Origin of the sequence: Nostoc sp. C110, from assembly GCF_043099725.1 — a bacterium.
GTDB lineage: Bacteria > Cyanobacteriota > Cyanobacteriia > Cyanobacteriales > Nostocaceae > Nostoc > Nostoc muscorum_A.
In genome coordinates this window covers 48,763-66,030 of sequence record NZ_CP171142.1, presented here as the reverse complement: position 1 = coordinate 66,030, position 17,268 = coordinate 48,763, and the positions used below count along the sequence as shown (strand labels likewise).

At 42.6% G+C, this 17,268-nt stretch carries 13 protein-coding genes and 1 pseudogene; 7 read left to right on the top strand and 7 right to left on the bottom strand.

Annotated features, from left to right (window positions below; genetic code table 11):
* Positions 1–34: 34 nt before the first annotated feature.
* Positions 35–2,395 carry a pentapeptide repeat-containing protein gene (locus ACFFRD_RS03325; protein ID WP_392476655.1) on the bottom strand — a complete coding sequence of 787 codons (2,361 nt, stop codon included), beginning with the start codon at positions 2,393–2,395 and terminating at the stop codon, positions 35–37.
* A 149-nt stretch (positions 2,396–2,544) separates the two neighbouring features.
* On the opposite strand from ACFFRD_RS03325, the gene ACFFRD_RS03320 reads away from it, so the two are divergent.
* Positions 2,545–2,856 carry a hypothetical protein gene (locus ACFFRD_RS03320; protein WP_392476653.1) on the top strand — a complete coding sequence of 104 codons (312 nt, stop codon included), beginning with the start codon at positions 2,545–2,547 and terminating at the stop codon, positions 2,854–2,856.
* 30 nt (positions 2,857–2,886) lie between these two features.
* On the opposite strand, the gene ACFFRD_RS03315 is transcribed toward ACFFRD_RS03320, so the two are convergent.
* The 4 genes and pseudogenes from ACFFRD_RS03315 to ACFFRD_RS03300 all read right to left on the bottom strand — a co-directional run bounded on the left by ACFFRD_RS03315 (position 2,887) and on the right by ACFFRD_RS03300 (position 6,949).
* Positions 2,887–5,082 (bottom strand): DEAD/DEAH box helicase, encoded by a 2,196-nt coding sequence (locus tag ACFFRD_RS03315; RefSeq protein ID WP_392476652.1) that lies wholly within the window; start codon positions 5,080–5,082, stop codon positions 2,887–2,889.
* Between the two features lie 238 nt (positions 5,083–5,320).
* Entirely contained in the window at positions 5,321–5,563 is a 243-nt protein-coding gene (locus tag ACFFRD_RS03310; RefSeq protein ID WP_392476651.1) for a hypothetical protein, read from the bottom strand.
* 224 nt (positions 5,564–5,787) lie between these two features.
* A pseudogene (locus tag ACFFRD_RS03305) lies at positions 5,788–5,880 on the bottom strand (PEP-CTERM sorting domain-containing protein); the annotation flags it as partial.
* A gap of 547 nt (positions 5,881–6,427) precedes the next feature.
* Positions 6,428–6,949, bottom strand: a complete 522-nt coding sequence (locus tag ACFFRD_RS03300) for a hypothetical protein (RefSeq protein WP_392476650.1) — start codon at positions 6,947–6,949, stop codon at positions 6,428–6,430.
* A gap of 63 nt (positions 6,950–7,012) precedes the next feature.
* Here ACFFRD_RS03300 and ACFFRD_RS03295 point away from each other — a divergent pair, with 63 nt between their 5' ends.
* The gene (locus tag ACFFRD_RS03295) at positions 7,013–7,240 is read left to right on the top strand and encodes a hypothetical protein (protein WP_392476648.1); all 228 of its coding nucleotides are present in this window, start codon (positions 7,013–7,015) and stop codon (positions 7,238–7,240) included.
* Positions 7,241–7,329: 89 nt separating this feature from the next.
* On the opposite strand, the gene ACFFRD_RS03290 is transcribed toward ACFFRD_RS03295, so the two are convergent.
* Positions 7,330–7,494: an adenylyl-sulfate kinase gene (locus ACFFRD_RS03290; RefSeq protein ID WP_392476646.1), complete on the bottom strand. Its 165-nt coding sequence runs from the start codon at positions 7,492–7,494 to the stop codon at positions 7,330–7,332.
* A 261-nt stretch (positions 7,495–7,755) separates the two neighbouring features.
* Between ACFFRD_RS03290 and ACFFRD_RS03285 the strand changes: the two genes are divergently transcribed.
* The 4 genes from ACFFRD_RS03285 to ACFFRD_RS03270 all read left to right on the top strand — a co-directional run bounded on the left by ACFFRD_RS03285 (position 7,756) and on the right by ACFFRD_RS03270 (position 14,796).
* A complete protein-coding gene (locus ACFFRD_RS03285) occupies positions 7,756–8,850 on the top strand; it encodes a TIGR03032 family protein (protein WP_392476644.1) in 1,095 nt (364 codons plus the stop codon).
* Between the two features lie 64 nt (positions 8,851–8,914).
* Positions 8,915–14,227 carry a beta strand repeat-containing protein gene (locus ACFFRD_RS03280; RefSeq protein WP_392476642.1) on the top strand — a complete coding sequence of 1,771 codons (5,313 nt, stop codon included), beginning with the start codon at positions 8,915–8,917 and terminating at the stop codon, positions 14,225–14,227.
* 173 nt (positions 14,228–14,400) lie between these two features.
* Positions 14,401–14,643: a hypothetical protein gene (locus ACFFRD_RS03275; protein ID WP_392476641.1), complete on the top strand. Its 243-nt coding sequence runs from the start codon at positions 14,401–14,403 to the stop codon at positions 14,641–14,643.
* Between the two features lie 15 nt (positions 14,644–14,658).
* A complete protein-coding gene (locus ACFFRD_RS03270) occupies positions 14,659–14,796 on the top strand; it encodes a hypothetical protein (RefSeq protein ID WP_392476237.1) in 138 nt (45 codons plus the stop codon).
* A 357-nt stretch (positions 14,797–15,153) separates the two neighbouring features.
* On the opposite strand, the gene ACFFRD_RS03265 is transcribed toward ACFFRD_RS03270, so the two are convergent.
* Positions 15,154–16,494, bottom strand: coding sequence for a cytochrome P450 (locus ACFFRD_RS03265; protein WP_392476640.1), 1,341 nt, complete (start codon positions 16,492–16,494; stop codon positions 15,154–15,156).
* A 125-nt stretch (positions 16,495–16,619) separates the two neighbouring features.
* Here ACFFRD_RS03265 and ACFFRD_RS03260 point away from each other — a divergent pair, with 125 nt between their 5' ends.
* On the top strand, positions 16,620–17,198 hold the full coding sequence (locus tag ACFFRD_RS03260) for a TetR/AcrR family transcriptional regulator (RefSeq protein ID WP_392476638.1): 579 nt from the start codon (positions 16,620–16,622) through the stop codon (positions 17,196–17,198).
* Positions 17,199–17,268: the final 70 nt, after the last annotated feature.

The following is a 17,268-nucleotide window of genomic DNA, read 5'->3' as shown; positions in this document are numbered from 1 at the left end:
CCAGCTACCCCCTGCTTCATCTGTAGCAAGTGAACTACTCAACATCCTGCCAACCTTCTAAAGTTGCCAAAAGTATATTGACAAGAGGATGATCCACTAATTCCTTCAATGCCTCAGTTCCACCAGCTTTCAACGCCCCAATTACCCGCGCTTTCAAAGTGGGATTACTATCAATTTGCTTGAGTGCTTCTGTCACCGCTATCTGTTTTTCTAGTGGAGTGTTAGTAGGGTAACTCTGTCCTAACTGATTGAGAAGCTGCTGAATTTCTGCTGCGGCTTCTGCAAGATTCTGCTTTTGCTCAGTGGAGTAGTTGGTGATGTTGCCGCCGATTTGTTGTGCGTTTACTGTGTCTGCGTTGACTAGTCCACCTGCAAATTGAGCGCCTTGTAAGTTAAAACTAGAACTTTTATTACTTACCTTTTGTTGGTTATTTTCACCCTGAACATTATTAATATCGCCATCAACTGAACCACCAACTGAAAAGCCACCGGGATTGTTAGTCATAGTATCTGTATTTATATTAGTTTCTTGTATTTGTCGATTATTATTGCCTAGTGCTGCTTGCATCCCGCCATATACATTACTGTCGCTAACGTTTTGAAAAATCCCACTATTTTGATTCATATAAAGTCCTTCATTATGAAAATATTCTATATTAGTAGTTGGATGCTGCTTAAATTCTTCTACTACTTGTGTAATTTTTGCCAGTACTGGATTCGTCTCCACGACTTTGTATTGCGGTAAGATTTTATCTGGATCTTGCATAGATAAATTGAAAGTTTGATTGTATCGTGTGTAATACTCGTCTTTTAATTGTTCTGGATTAGCAAGCTTAGAAGTTTTTACTTTAACAATAATTTGATTTTCTCTTGTTTCTAATCCAACTACTTGGAGATGTTCATCATAGTCTTCAGACAAACTTTTAAGAACAATTACAGCAGCTTTGGGATCTATATCTCGATCATGATAAAGTTCGATAGTATCTAGAATAGATTCAATAAATTGGACAAAATCGCTATTTTTAAACTCTCCTCTTATTGGCATTTGATTACGCTTATCACCATTTTCGCTTAATTTCATAAAAATATATCTGCATTTTATATCTTCAAGTTTAGTAGTTTTAGTAACTACCCAATCTTCAATACAAGCCCCTGTTAGAGTAATACCTGTTAAGTCAGTATTTTCAATGCGCGTTTTTACAAACAAAGCTCCTGTCATATTGGCTTTTCTAAAAGAGCATTGATATATATCTGAACCACTAAAATTAGCATTTACTAAATTAAATCCAGAAAAATTAAGACCTCTTAAATCTCTATTGTTTAGGTCTATTCCTTGCCCTTGTCCTGTAACTAATAATTGACGTAATTTTATATCCTGAAGATAAGATGTTCCCAAACGAGCAAGTTCAATCTTTTTTGCATTCTCCCAGTAAGTACGAGTAAGATTAGATTTTTTAAAATTCGCACTTTTGAGCATGGCTTGATTAAAATTAGCGTCAGTCAAATTTGCATCTTGAAAATTTGTACTTTTTACAGTAGTAAAAACAATAATAAATAAACGAAACCAACTTTGTGTTTCATCCTCAAAATTATAAAATGCAATACAAGTGCTAGATATTACAACAGTTGTAGCTCCAATAATAGAGGCTAATAAAGCCTGAGTTTGAAGAATCTTTTCAGAAGGAAAAATTATATTCAAGGTTGTAATTATAGTAAAGGCTATATTGCTAGTAACAAATCCAGCACAAGCAATTACTCCGATAAGACCCTTAACTTCGGCAATAATAAAAGCAACAACTCCGGGTATAAATAAGGTAAAAACAAGACCAAAAACAATAGCTGTCATTCCCAAACCAGTGCTACCAAAAGTAATTATAGATATAAATCCATTTACTACTTCGGGCAAAGCATCTTTTCTAATTATAGTTACTCCTTTGATTGTTGTTTCCGAATAAAATACAGCACTAAGAAATCCAAAGAGAGTAGAAATGATAAAATTGGATACAAAGAAAAAGCTTGTAATTACAGTGATGATTACTAAGCCTGCTGAAATACCTCTGCGAATAGTAATAATTAGAAAAATCGAAAGTGAAATAAAAGTAGCTATAAAATAACCATGTTTCCAAGAATCAGTCTTAAGTACGTCTGCCAGTAATGAAACTAATGTCCCTGAAAATAGTCCCGATATTCCTGATAATACCCATGAAATTAAAACTAATACTGTTGCCCAACGGCGTTGTAGCCCTCCTTCAGCACGACTAAAATTTGCTCCCCTCAAGTTAGCCCCAGTAAAATCTGTTCCTCGGATATCTGCATAACTAAAGTTTGCACCAGTCAAATCTTGACCTTTGAAAGAACGACCTCTGAGATTCTGGCGAGAGAAGTCTTGGGGCATAGCTAGGCTTGTAAAAGTGAGGGTTTATGTTACATACAGCTTCAGTATGGGCTTTTACGGACTGTAACACAAGATTTCTGTTGAAGTTTGTGTATTCAGCGATCGCTAATCAAACACTAGAGTAGGTAGAACAGGGGAATCCTACTTCGTTGTTAGTTGAAAATTCAGTTTCGGGTGTAGAAGTCAAAGCAGTTCATGAGGGTGAAAGTTCCGCCGCGCCTGTCCCCAGTGCTGAAAAATGGTCGCATGAGGCGATTGTTGCAAGGTCAAATGCGCGACCTGTAAGAAGGGAAAAACTGAATCGAGCGGCGAATTCGGGCGAGAATCCGGGTTTTGAGTATTTGCAGGGGTGCTGGAGTGATGATCCGGCTTTGCAGACTGTGATCAAGAAATTGCTGGTGAAGTTTCCGCAGTGGGGGGTTGCAGTTGTTGATGGGGTGCTGGTGGATTGGGAGGATTAGCTAGGAGAGCGGCAATACCTTCTCTGAACACTATGTCAATATTTCCTCGCCTATAACTCGTCCAAGAGGTTTTTTATAATTGAAAGTGAAAGTGTTACCATTTTTAATCGCTTGTCGCATCTCTTCGCACATTGGATATTCATCTACACCACTTAAGCTTACCCAAGCTTTGGATCTGGTAAGTGCAACAAATAGCTGGTTACGAAGGCTTATGCTGCTTTCATTTTTTGCAATATTGTTAAAACCTATCAGGTGTACCATATAAGCTTCGTTTCCCTTAGCCCGATAAATACGCGATACTGTAACAGCTTCTTCTTTCCAAAACTGGTTTGGTCGCTTGTCTTGTAAATCCATCTGTTCTGGAAATTGATTGCTGTTGAGCGCACTAGGAATATAAAAGTCAACACCATACTTTTGTAAAGTCTGGGCTGCCCTTTTTTGAAGATTAATACTTTCTTCCTGAGAACCCAACACGATTACCAAAATATCACGGCTAGGTTTTAATCCATCGCAATGAATATTCTGATGAATTTTTTTTCTGAGTGCTTCAAGTTCAGCTTCGCAAGAATCATAAATATTAAATTCTAATAAATCTTCTGACCAAAAATGATGTACTGGATTAGGAGAATTTTTCAAGGGTCTGCTTATAGTAATTGGCTCACCTATTTTACGGAAGTCACCATCAACTTCATAGCCTATATGTTCCCAATCTTTTTTATTTGTAATTCCTGTTAGCATTCCTTCTGGACGCAGCCATCCCATACCAATTGCATGGGCAGCAGTCAGAATATTCCCAGGTGTGCGGTAACAATGGCGCATTGCATAAGCTTTGCGGATACCGCCTTCATACCAAGCTCCTCCATTTCCTCCTAGTATTTGACTTAATTCTGCGCCTAGTACTTCCTTAGAGGTTGGAATACTCAAAGCATCAAGGCTCTGTGCTTCATCGTATGCCCAAATTAAACGTCTGATATCTGGAGTATCCGGTGCAACAGGTTTGAGCGCTTGCCATGCTAACCAGTAAACTGATTGTTTATCTTCAAACTTTAATTGTTGATCATCTAAAGCTAAGTCTTGCCCTTCGTCAATTAAAATAGCATCGAATATTGGTTGAATTTGGTATTCACTTAATACCCTTTTGCACAGATATGCTAACTTTTCAGGGGGATTACCTTTCACACGCTGATCATGAACGAGACTAATATTCTGCGTATCATGAATAGTTGAGTACAAACCTGGTTGTCTGTCATCTCCCCAAGCGTGTAGTATTTTTAGCTTGGATGTCTCAGGATCATATTCAACTTCATCATTGGAGAAAAATTTCAGCCATTCATTTACTAAGTGAACTGCTTGGTCATAGAGACTGCGAGTAAAAAATACTAGAGCAATATCCCAATCTGGATGATACCAATGCATCCAAGCTGCTTTTTGACATAGCAACACTGTTTTACCAGAACCAGCTATTCCTCGAATCCGTTGAGGGCCAGGAGGAATTGACATTCCTATGTGAATTTGCTCAATATCTGTTGAACCTACCCATTGTTGCAATTTTTCAATTACCTGACGACGCTGTTCTTTTGCCTTGAGTGGTTTTTCTATGATGGGAGGAATAACTGGCCCACAGATAATTTTTTGCAACAACTTCCATTCTTCATCTCCTAAAGGTTTTCCATGCTGGACTTGACCTGCACTTTGTATAATCGTTTCAATTAAATTAATTTTCTCCAAATGTTCTTGGAAAAGGATAGGTGGACAGCATATTTGTCCACTAAAGCCCCTCTGCTTCCACTGCTTTTCAGTAATTGAGGGTAAGGCAATTACGACTCTACCCATTACTTTTTGTCGTAGTAGAGGGTATCTATTGCAAGAGTCAATTAACTGATGAAGTTGATTTTTTGACTGTTGATAAGCATTAATATTAGATTTACAAAAGTTTTTAGTAAACCAATTATAACCTTCTATACTTTTAATTTGATCTATTCTAATATTTTTGACTTCAATAACAATTACACCAAATTCCTGGTCAACAATTAATATATCTGGCTCATAACATAGTTGTTTATCTTTAATAAAAATAGGATATGTCCAAAAACATAAACAGTTTTTTCGGTCGTTGAATGCAGAACGAACAACATCCCAAACTTTCTGTTCGGCTTTTTGGCCCGGAAAGTAAATTGGTTCGGTTGTAATAAATTTAAGCTTATATTCTTGAGTAGCAGATACCACGATGTCCTACCTGATTTAATTTGCAGTCAATCATATAACTGCGCTCTAAATAAAATATCTTTTACTTGTCTCAAGTAAGGCTTCAGGGAAAACACGTCTTTTAGTAAATACTATGAACTATAAGCCACTGTAAAATTGCTGCTAATACTCAGACAAAAATGAAATTGCTGGCGAAGTATCCGCAATGGGGTATCGCTTGTGTTGATGGCGTGCTTGTGGATTGGGAGAAGTAGCGAGGTCAAATGTGCGGACTGAACGTATTCAAAAACTCAAAGTTGCGGCGAATTCGGGGCAGAATCCGGGTTTTGACTTTTTGCAGGAGTGCTGGGATGACGATCCGGCTTTGCAGATCGTGATTAAGAAATTGCTGGCGAAGTTTCCACAGTGGGGGGTTGCAGTTGTTGATGGGGTGCTGGTGAAGTGGAATAAGTAGCGATGGCGCACCCACCATGAGCCGATGGCGATCGCAATATAAGACCATGTAGTTTCGACCTTTATTTATGCACTATCACAGATTCTACTTGTCTGTTTTGAACCCTACCGTGGCAACCCCACTCCTTACTCTTTGAACTAAATTGTCTCAATTTGGTAGTAAGCCCCGACTCTATCTAACTACTTACACCCAAGAGCGCGAAGCGCCTCCCCCAGCGCACGCGCAAGGGAGAGGCAAAGAAGCACATAAAGTCCTATTTAATGTCCGTTCGTTTATTCTGCAACTAATTGCTTACGTTTACGAAGAGACGTGATACCGAAAGCACCTAAGCCTAAGATACCAATCAGGGAGGCGGGTTCGGGAACAGCTTGGGTAACTACGTCAAATTTGAAATTGGGGCCAATCCTACCGTTACCTGCCGTCAGGGTTGAAGGAAAACTAAAGCCTTGGGATGAACCATTTCTGGCGCTACCGGTGAGAGTAATTTCTGGAGCCGTATTTACAAATCCGGGAACAGTATAAATATCACTAAATGGACTAGTTATTGCTGCACCAATAACAACTAAAGCTGTTGTCAGGATGAAAGGAGAAGCTATTGATAACTTTTTTAGTACATTTACGATTGTCACAATCTTATTTCTCCGATAAACTTTAACATTCGAGACTCTCCACAGTAATGTAACCTTTTTATACTAGAAATGCCAATAAATTCCAGCAAATTCACGCAAAATATAAATAAGGGCTAGTTTATTTATTTATTGTGGGTACAAGCCCCCGCAACAATGTTTGATTTGGCGGTCAACAAGAAAGTGGTGAGTTCAAGCTCCAATTGCCTTTAATTTTGAATTAATAATTTTGAATTTTGAATTGCTGCTTGACGGTGCTTATCTACTCTTGTGCAGAAGGTGTAGATCAAAATTCACTTGCATGGATACTGCCAAGCGACGAATTACTTTCTGAAAACGGGGACGCATAATCTGCAACTCGCTCCCATCCCCACTTATAAGCAGTGTCAACCAGAATTTCTTTCCCATTGCGAAACTTGATAAATTCCTGCCCGTGGTCGTAAAATATGTCTGCAACCAGTTGATTACGCTCGTCGTAACCCCACTTATCCACTGCTGCCTTCCACCAACGCTTTCCAGGGGAGAGTAACTGTTCAAGTTCTAAATACTCCGGCTTCCAGTATTTGGTGCGCCATTGATTTGCCAGTGCCTCGATTAGTATCGCAGTCGGGTAGATCGGTTTTAGGTTTTCTTCGAGCCAAAGCATATAAACAATCGCGCTCCTGAAAGCATCTTCTAAACCATAGCTTGCTGCTTCTAGAGTGTCTTGGAGTTGCTCGTCACTGAAATTCACACCGAGCGAACGCAGGGCTGGAGCGTACAAATCAAATAATTCTTGTTCTACTGAATCGGCAGACCAGAACCACATAAGAAAAAGAAAACTCCTGCTGGGTGGCTAAATAAAATTTAGCATTTAGCGTCGGAAGTGTTGATGTGGGGACTTTTAGCGATCGCTAATCAAACACAAGAGCAGGTAGAACAGGATCACTCTGCTTTGTTGTTGGTTGAAAACTCGGTTTCGGGCGTAGAAATTAAAGCAGTTCATGAAGGTACTTGTTCCGCCGCACCCGTGCCAAATCCTGAAAAATGGTCGAGTCGTGCGGATCGTACAATGGTGCCATGTCATTTCATTTCATTCTTCTCTAAATTTCAACATTGACCGAAAGTCCGTCACTTTTAAGTAGCTGACCGCTCAGGATAATCAAACCTTGAGTTTCTAAATAGTGAAGCACTTGGTTAACACATTGTTCAAAGTCCTTTAACATCACGGGATTCACAAACGGCTATAGGAGCATGAACGTAAATTTCGATAAAGTTGGTAGAAGTCTTTTTGAGTTCCTCTCGAACTTGACGATAGGGACTGATGGCGGCAACGATCGCAATTATGCCATTACGACTAAGTAAGTTAGCCACAAAGCCAATCCGAACTACAGAATGATTTGTGGAACAACAAAAAAATGCGTATTCATCAGTTTTAATCAGAAAACAAAATATATTCAGACAAAGAATAAAGTTAATATAATGTTTATGTGACAATGTATAAGATTTGACAAAAAGTTATATTTTCAAGATTTAATGAAGCAAATTATGTGATTCTACTTAAGGGATAATTGAAGAGGCAAAAAACCTACATCGGGATAGGATAATTTTTTATCCTCCTCCCTGGTAGAAACAATGAATCAAAATCCTGTAACTGCAACTAATAGCTTAGAAATAAATGCCTCACGGCAGTTTACCCCTTGGCTGTTGGAACAGAATCTTAGTCTAGCTTTCACCACATATCAAGCAGGTAAATTATTTTTCATCGGGTTACAACAAGGCGGCAAACTATCAGTATTCGAGCGCACCTTTGAACGCTGCATGGGTTTGTATGCCCGTGGCAACAGTTTGTATATGAGTTCGCTTTATCAACTGTGGCGCTTTGAAAACATCTTACAACCGGGACAAGTTCACGACAACTACGATGCTGTTTATTTGCCCCAGATAAGTTATGTGACGGGAGACTTAGACATTCATGATATCGCCCTGAGTAATTCCCCATTCCCAAACGGCAAAATTCCCAGTGGTGGCTTAAATGAATCAGAGAATCTGATATTTGTCAATACCTTATTTAGCTGTTTAGCCAAAGTTAGTTCCACCCATAGCTTCATTCCCCTGTGGCAACCGCCCTTTATTAGTAAATTGGCAGCAGAAGACAGGTGTCATTTCAACGGGTTGGCAATGCGAGATGGTCAACCCAGATATGTGACTGTTGTTAGTCAGTCAGATGCGGCGGAGGGATGGCGGGACAGGCGGGCTGATGGTGGTTGCGTCATTGATGTGGAGAGTAACGAGATAGTAATTAAGGGGCTTTCTATGCCCCATTCTCCTCGGTGGTATCGAGACAAATTGTGGTTACTCAACTCTGGGACAGGGGATTTTGGCTACGTAGATTTGGAACGAGGCAGCTTTGAACCCGTGGCTTTTTGTCCGGGATATATGCGTGGTTGTGCATTTCATGGCAACTTTGCGATCGTGGGGATTTCTCAGCCGAGGCACAACAAAACCTTTAGTGGTTTACCCTTAGATGAAAAATTGCAACAAAAAAACGTCGAACCTCGATGTGGGTTGCTGGTGATTGACCTGCGGAGTGGAGATATTGTGCATTCCTTGCGAATAGAGGGAGCCGTACTGGAATTATACGATGTGGTGGCACTACCAGGGGTGCGTCGTCCAATGGCGATCGGCTTTAAGAGTGATGAAATTCGGCGGATGGTGACGATGGGATGAGTCTAGAGGTGAAATTTCACGTTTCTAGACTCGAAAAATAACACAACTTGGAGAATCAACAATAATGGCGAATGCAGTTTTAAATTTATCTGACCTCAACGGCAGCAACGGCTTTGTAATTAGCGGCATTGATACCCTTGACCGCTCAGGCGGTTCTGTCAGCAGTGCAGGAGACATCAACGGTGACGGCTTTGACGACGTGATTATCGGGGCTGATGGTGCCGACCACAACGGTCAGATTGGAGTAGGAGAGAGCTACGTGGTCTTTGGCAGCAGCAGTGGTTTTGAAGCTAGATTCAACCTCTTGTCTCTCAATGGCAGCAACGGCTTCGTGATTAACGGTATTGATAATGATGACTACTCAGGCGGTTCTGTCAGCAGTGCGGGTGACATCAACGGCGACGGCTTTGATGACCTGATTATCGGGGCTGATAGTGCCGATGCCAACGGTCAGTTTATAGCGGGGGAGAGCTACGTGGTGTTTGGCAGCAATAGTGGTTTTGGAGCTAGCTTCAACCTTTCTTCCCTTAACGGCAGCAACGGCTTTGTGATTAGCGGCATTGATAGCGTTGACCGCTCAGGCGGTTCTGTCAGCAGTGCAGGAGACATCAACGGCGACGGCTTTGATGACCTGATTATTGGGGCTGCTGCTGCCGACCCCAACGGTCAGAGTTATGCCGGAGAGAGCTACGTGGTGTTTGGCAGCAGCAGTGACTTTGGTGCCCAACTCAATCTCTCGTCTCTCAATGGCAGCAATGGGTTCGTGATTAATGGTATTGATACTGATGACCGCTCAGGGGTTTCTGTCAGCAATGCGGGGGACATCAACGGCGACGGCTTTGATGACCTGATTATTGGGGCAAGTGGTGCCGACCCCAACGGTCAGACTGGAGCAGGAGAGAGCTACGTGGTGTTTGGCAGCAGCAGTGGCTTTGATGCCCAACTCAATCTCTCGTCTCTCAATGGCAGCAACGGATTCGTGATTAACGGCATTGATAATGATGACTTTTCAGGCAATTCTGTCAGCACTGCGGGAGACATCAACGGCGACGGCTTTGATGACCTGATTATTGGGGCAAGTGGTGCTGACCCCAATGGGCAATTTAATGCCGGAGAGAGCTACGTGGTGTTTGGCAGCAACGGCGGCTTTAGTACCCTGTTCAACCTCTCCTCCCTTAACGGCAGCAATGGCTTTGTAATTAACGGCATTAATTTTGATAACCGCTCAGGGGTTTCTGTCAGCAGTGCAGGAGACATTAATGGCGACGGCTTTGATGACCTGATTATCGGGGTTGTGAGTTCTGACTTCAAAGCTCAGTATAATGCAGGGGAGAGCTACGTAGTTTTTGGTCGCAGCAGTAGTTTTGGTGCTGGTTTCAACCTTTCATCTCTGGATGGCAGCGAAGGTTTTGTAATTAAGGGCATTGATGAGTCTGGTCTCACATTCCGCTCAGGCAGTTTTGTCAGCAGTGCGGGGGACATCAACGGTGACGGCTTTGATGACTTGATTATCGGGGCAAGTAGTGCCTCTCCTAACGGTCAGAGTTATACCGGGCAGAGCTACGTGGTCTTTGGCTTTGCATCTCCTACACCTACCAATAGACCTCCTGTTGCAGTTAATGACACAGCTACTACCGACGAAGACACTGCCGTTAATGTAGAGGTCTTAGCCAACGACAGTAATTTCCTAACGGTGACAGCTATTGATGGTAAGACATTTTTTGTTGGTACTCCCATTACCTTGAGTTCTGGTGCTTTAATTACTGTTAATGCTGATAGCAGCTTAACCTACGACCCAAATGCTCAATTTGAAAGTTTGGGTTTCGGTGAAAGCGTCAATGACAGCTTTACATACACTACCAACAATGGCAGCTTGATTAATACAGCTAACGTCAATTTGACCATTAAGGGAGTCAATGACGCACCCAAGGTTATTTCAGTTTTTAACCTCTCCTCACTCAATGGCAGCAACGGCTTTGTGATTAACGGTATTGCTGCGTATGACAACTCAGGCATATCTGTTAGCAGTGCGGGTGACATCAACGGCGACGGCTTTGATGACCTGATTATCGGTGCAACAGGTGCCGACCTCAACGGTCAGCAGAATGCAGGGTCAAGCTACGTGGTGTTTGGCAGCAATAGTGGCTTTGATGCCCAACTCAACCTCTCAGCCCTGAATGGCAGCAATGGCTTTGTGATTAACGGTATTAATGCGGGTGACTTCTCAGGTTTTTCTGTTAGCAGTGCGGGTGACATCAACGGCGACGGCTTTGATGACCTGATTATCGGTGCAAGTAATGCCGACCCCAACGGTCAGTATGCGGCAGGGTCAAGCTACGTGGTGTTTGGCAGCAATAGTGGCTTTGATGCCCAACTCAACCTCTCAACCCTGAATGGCAGCAACGGCTTTGTGATTAACGGCATTGATCAATATGACAACTCAGGTTTTTCTGTTAGCAGTGCGGGGGATATCAACGGCGACGGCTTCGATGACCTGATTATCGGGGCAAGATTTGCCGACCCCAACGGTCAGTTTAGGGCAGGGTCAAGCTACGTGGTGTTTGGCAGCAATAGTGGCTTTGATGCCCAACTCAACCTCTCAACCCTGAATGGCAGCAACGGCTTTGTGATTAACGGTATTAATGCGGATGACAACTCAGGTTTTTCTGTTAGCAGTGCGGGGGATATCAACGGCGACGGCTTCGATGACCTGATTATCGGGGCAAGATATGTCGGCCCCAACGGTCAGTCTGGGGCAGGGTCAAGCTACGTGGTGTTTGGCAGCAATAGTGGCTTTGATGCCCAACTCAACCTCTCAACCCTGAATGGCAGCAACGGCTTTGTGATTAACGGTATTAATGCGGATGACAACTCAGGTTTTTCTGTTAGCAGTGCGGGGGATATCAACGGCGACGGCTTCGATGACCTGATTATCGGGGCAAGATTTGCCGACCCCAACGGTCAGTTTAGGGCAGGGTCAAGCTACGTGGTGTTTGGCAGCAATAGTGGCTTTGATGCCCAACTCAACCTCTCAACCCTGAATGGCAGCAACGGCTTTGTGATTAACGGCATTGATGAACTTGACTTGTCAGGCGGTTCTGTTAGCAGTGCGGGTGACATCAACGGCGACGGCTTTGATGACCTGATTATCGGTGCAATTAATCTCGACCCCAACGGTCAGGCTTATGCAGGGTCAAGCTACGTGGTGTTTGGCAGCAATAGTAGCTTTGATGCCCAATTCAACCTCTCAACCCTCAATAGCAGCAACGGCTTTGTGATTAACGGTATTAATGCGTATGACTTCTCAGGCGGTTCTGTTAGCAGTGCGGGTGACATCAACGGCGACGGCTTTGATGACCTGATTATCGGTGCAAGTAATGCCGACCCCAACGGTCAGTATGCGGCAGGGTCAAGCTACGTGGTGTTTGGCTTTCAGACTGCCGCTACGACTAACGAAGATACCGCCGTTAACATCCTTGCTAGCAATATCCTACGTAGATATACAGATATTGATGGCGATACCTTAACCATTAGTGATTTCACTAGCCCCACTAACGGCACATTGTCACTTAACGACAACAACACTCCAGACAACCCCGGTGACGACTTCTTCATTTATACCCCCAATGCCAACTTCAACGGCACTGACAGCTTCAACTTCACTGTTAGTGATGGCAATGGCGGTAACATTACTAATACTTTCAACCTCAATGTCAAGCCCGTGAACAATGCACCCATTGCCGTCAACGATCGCCTAACTACTGGTTTTAATACTGCTGTAACCATCCTTGCTACTACTCTGCTAGCTAATGATACCGACATCGATAGCACTAGCCTCAGCATTACTGGTGTTAGTGGTGCAACCAACGGTACTGCTGTGTTGAATAATAACGGCACTCCGGGCAACTCGACAGATGATTTCATCGTGTTTACCCCAATTAATGGGTTTAGTGGTAATGCCAATTTTAATTACACCATCAGCGATGGTAGCCTGACTAGTACTGCTAGAGTTGCGATCGCTGTTGGTGCTAATATCTCTGGTGGTGCCGGCAATGATAACATCTCTGCTGGTGAGGGTAACGATAACATCTCTGGCGGTGGCGGCAACGATACGATTGCTGGCAATGGAGGCGACGATACCATCTCTGGTGGTGGCGGCAATGATAACATCTCCGGCGGCAATGGCAATGACTTGTTGCTTGGTGGCAATGCCAATGACACGATTGCTGGTGATGAGGGCAACGATAACATCTCCGGTGGCAATGGTAATGACTTGTTGCTTGGTGGCAATGCCAATGATACGATTGCTGGTGATGAGGGCAACGATAACATCTCCGGTGGTAATGGCAATGACCTGTTGCTTGGTGGCAATGGCAGCGATACGATTGCTGGCGGTGACGGCAATGATACCATCATTGGTGGCAATGGTAATGACCTGTTGCTTGGTGGCAATGGTAATGATACTTTTGTCTTGGGCCTTGGTGATGGAAATGACACTATCGCCGATTTTACTGGAACAGGAATTGGCTCAAATCCATCAGCAACGGTGATTAGCCAACTGGATACGTTGCAATTTATTGGTAGTGGTTTAACTGCCCGAAATCTGCAATTAACTCAAAATGGTGATAACTTAGAACTCACCTTTTTGGATGCGGCTTCTACGAAAGTTACCTTGCAAAACTTCCAATTAGAAAATCTGGATAATTTATCAGCAAATGGTTCACGACCAGCTATTGGTAATATCCTGTTTGATGGACAAACCAGTATAACTGACAGTTTTGATGTCTTCAATGCCAACTCCACTCAAACTAATCTCTTTAACAAGAATACCGTCACCTTCCTAAATGACCTTAACAATAACATCGCGGGTTTTGACAACTCCAATGATGTGATTAATGGTCAAAAGGGTAACGACATCATCAATGGTAATAGTGGAAATGACCTATTACGGGGCGGTGAAGGCGATGATATTCTCATCGGTGGAGAAGGCAATGATACTGTTGTGGGTGGCAAAGGCAATGATGTTCTTGTTGGTGGTGTCGGTGCTGACCTTTTCGTTTACAACAGCAATGCTGACTTTGTTGGTGTTGATGTGATCGCTGACTTCCAAAGCAGCAAAGGTGACAAGATTGTACTGGATAAGACTACCTTTAGTACAATTACTTCTGCTGCCGGAACTGGTTTTAGTAACATCACTGATTTTCAAATCACGAGTTCAGCAGCGACTAGCACGGCAAAAATTGTCTACGATCCTCTAAATGGTGAGTTGTTCTACAACCAAAATGGCAGCGCGGCTGGTTTTGGCAGTGGTGGACTATTTGCAACTCTAACTGGTTCGCCAACTCTCACCGCATCTGATTTTGTGCTGCAAGCATAGTTTGCTCAAAACACAGAATGTCGAGTAGACACGTCCGAAAAAGAATGTAGAGATGTAGCAGCGCTACGTCTCTACAAGGGTTCTTTATTTTTAAAGGGGGATCTTAAAATCCGCGTGTTGAAGAAACGGCTCATGCGTCCTTGAGGGGCGCTTCGCCTCAGACTTTTGAAAGCGTGGAAGAGTTGGAAAAAGACTTACCTACGGTAATAGACTGCACGACGCTAACGCTTGTGGATGTTGCACCAAGTCAACTTGCTCAGTTGCTAGCTGAAAAGCAGGACTGTGGCGTTGAAGCGATATTCCCTCATGAAGATACTTGTTCCGCCGCTCGTGACTTGAAACATAAAATGGCAGTTATTGCCGCTTTATGCTTCATAAACAAGGTGGACAACATATACTTCAGTTTTCATATATGAGTAATTTATTTGGTAATGATTATCGTGCAAAGGAGAGAAGAGGTTATTTGCGCGTCGCGCAACTACCCTCTTCTTCATGATTATCATTTTTACTTAGTTAAAGCCGTAGTAGGCGATCGCATAAGTGGCAACAGAGCGATCGCTGCGATATAAATATCAGCGTCAACTCAAATATAAATAAAAATATGCTTTTGAAGCATATCATGGCCACTTTGAACCATATCTGAGTACAAAAGTTCAAAACTTAGACTGAAATTGGAGTGTTTGAATACTCGTTTTTTGAATAATGCCAGAATTAAACTTTTGGTCGCATTATGATGCAAATTTTGAACTTGCGGTCATTATTTGATTCACAAGATGAAATGTTGATTGTTTGAAAACCCTGAAATTACGTTAACTTTTGGTCAAGTTATGATTCATTTTTTGGTCAATTTATGGGTAAAAGCACAGCCGCGCCCGTGGCTCAAAATGAATGATGAATATCTACTTTAGGAATACGATTTCACACTGTTAGCCTTCGCGTCTCCAAAACTTGACTTTCAAACCATCCCTCGGACGAGAAAATGGTAGTACTAGGCGTTCTAGATTTTGTCCAGGAAGTATTTCCCATTCATAGTCACGGATCAATAATACGGCAAACAGTTTCATTTCTAACCGAGCAAACTCTTTACCTAAACATTCTCGAATCCCGCCACCGAAAGGAATATAGCTTCCGACCTTTTGTTTGTCTTGAGTGGATTCAGATGCAAAACGTTGTGGATCAAATTGTTGAGATTGAATGTAAACATTCTCGTCTTGATGAGTTTCCTGAATTTGGTAAAACACGTCCCAGCCCTGGGGGATACGATATCCAGCAAACTCGCTTTCTTTAATTACTTTGCGCGAACCGCTACGAACGACTGGAGGCAGCATCCGTAGGACTTCTTTTAGCACAAGCTCTAGATAGGTCATTTGCTTAAGACATTCTGGTGTCAGCAGTTGTGCGTGTCCAATTTTTGCTTGTTCCAAACGTGCTGTTTGCCATACCTGTGGATGTTGAGCTAACAATAAACATAAGGAAGTTAGTGCTGAGGTTAAAGTTTCGTGTCCAGCAACAAGCATTGCTAACACGTTATCTAAGACATCCTCAATACTCAGACGATTCCCTTCCTCATCTTCTGCTTGTAATAGAATTCCTAAAACATCTCGATGGGCAGTAGGTTGTTTTTGACGTTGAACAATTAACTGATCAAATTGCACAAGAAGCTGCTCTCGCGCACGAACTGCACGAGCAAACTTGCTTAGAGGAAATCGAATCGGAATAGATAATAGTCCATTACTCCAAGCCTCGTAAACTTTTTCCAAGTTCTCATTTGCGGCATTATCAACACCTATAAACAACCTACAGGCAATATCAAGTGTGTATTTTTTCAGTTCAGGATACCAAGCCAAAGTTTTCATCTCTTCCCATTTATGCAGATAACGATGAGTCAACTGTTCCATTGTTTTGGCATAGTCAGCTAGCGCTCTTGGCTCAAAGGACTTGAACAAGTGTTTACGAAGTTTTTGGTGAGCAGTACCTGTCTTGACTCCAATTGAGTTGGCTCCTAGTAGCGTCTCAAAACTTGTAGTATTAGTCATCTCAAATCGCTGACTTTCATTACTGAATAGAAAACGTGTGGCATCTGCCCCAATTAAGACAATCGTTGGGCGACCAAATAGATGGGTTTTGAAGACTGCTCCATATTGCTTTTGTCGCTGCCCAATAAAACGTGCTGGCTCTTGCAAATAACTAATGGATTCGCCAATGATGGGCAAACCGAAGCGACCAGGGGGTAATGGCAGTGTTCGTCCGCTTGAAAAGCCAGTCATGTTTTTTCTCACTTTTGAGTGATTAGAGATTATATTTACGATACCGTATCGTAAAATATGAGAGAATGTCAACTCGTAACTGTTCGCAAGTTGTCTAAATACTGATGCTTTGAGATGATAATTGCATGAATAAACCCGTGAAAAATCTGCCAGGACGACCTCGTAACCTTCAATCTCATCAAGCCATTCTGCAAGCAAGCTTGGAACTACTATCAGAAGTTGGATATGAACGTACAAGTATTGACGCAATTGCAGTCCGTGCAGGGGTTAGTAAACCCACTATTTACCGACGCTACAAAGGTAAAGAAGAACTGATTGCATCGGCAATAGAAAGTTTTAGAGAAGAAGTTATTATCCCTGATACTGGTTGTCTTTGGGATGATATTGATGCTCTGATTGAGAATGCCGCGCAAATTACGCTTAGTCCTTTGGGACGGCAGACTGTTGCTATGATCATCAGTAGTGCCTCAACTAGTCCTCAATTTGCTCAAATTTATTGGACAAAATATCTGCAACCTCGACGGCAAGCTTTTGCTGTTGTAATTGAACGAGCAAAAGTCAGAAATGAAGTTCACGCAGATTTAGATCCTAGTTTAGTTTTTGATACGATGAGTGGAATTATGCTTTATGCACAAATTTTTCAACCTCAGACTGAGCCTTGGGAAGTATATGTTCGTCGTGCAATACATCTTTTAATCAAGTAGCACGGTGATGCCAAGTAGAACAGAGTCAATCAGCTTCGTTGAAGTTTGTGTGTTTAGCGATCGCATTTCC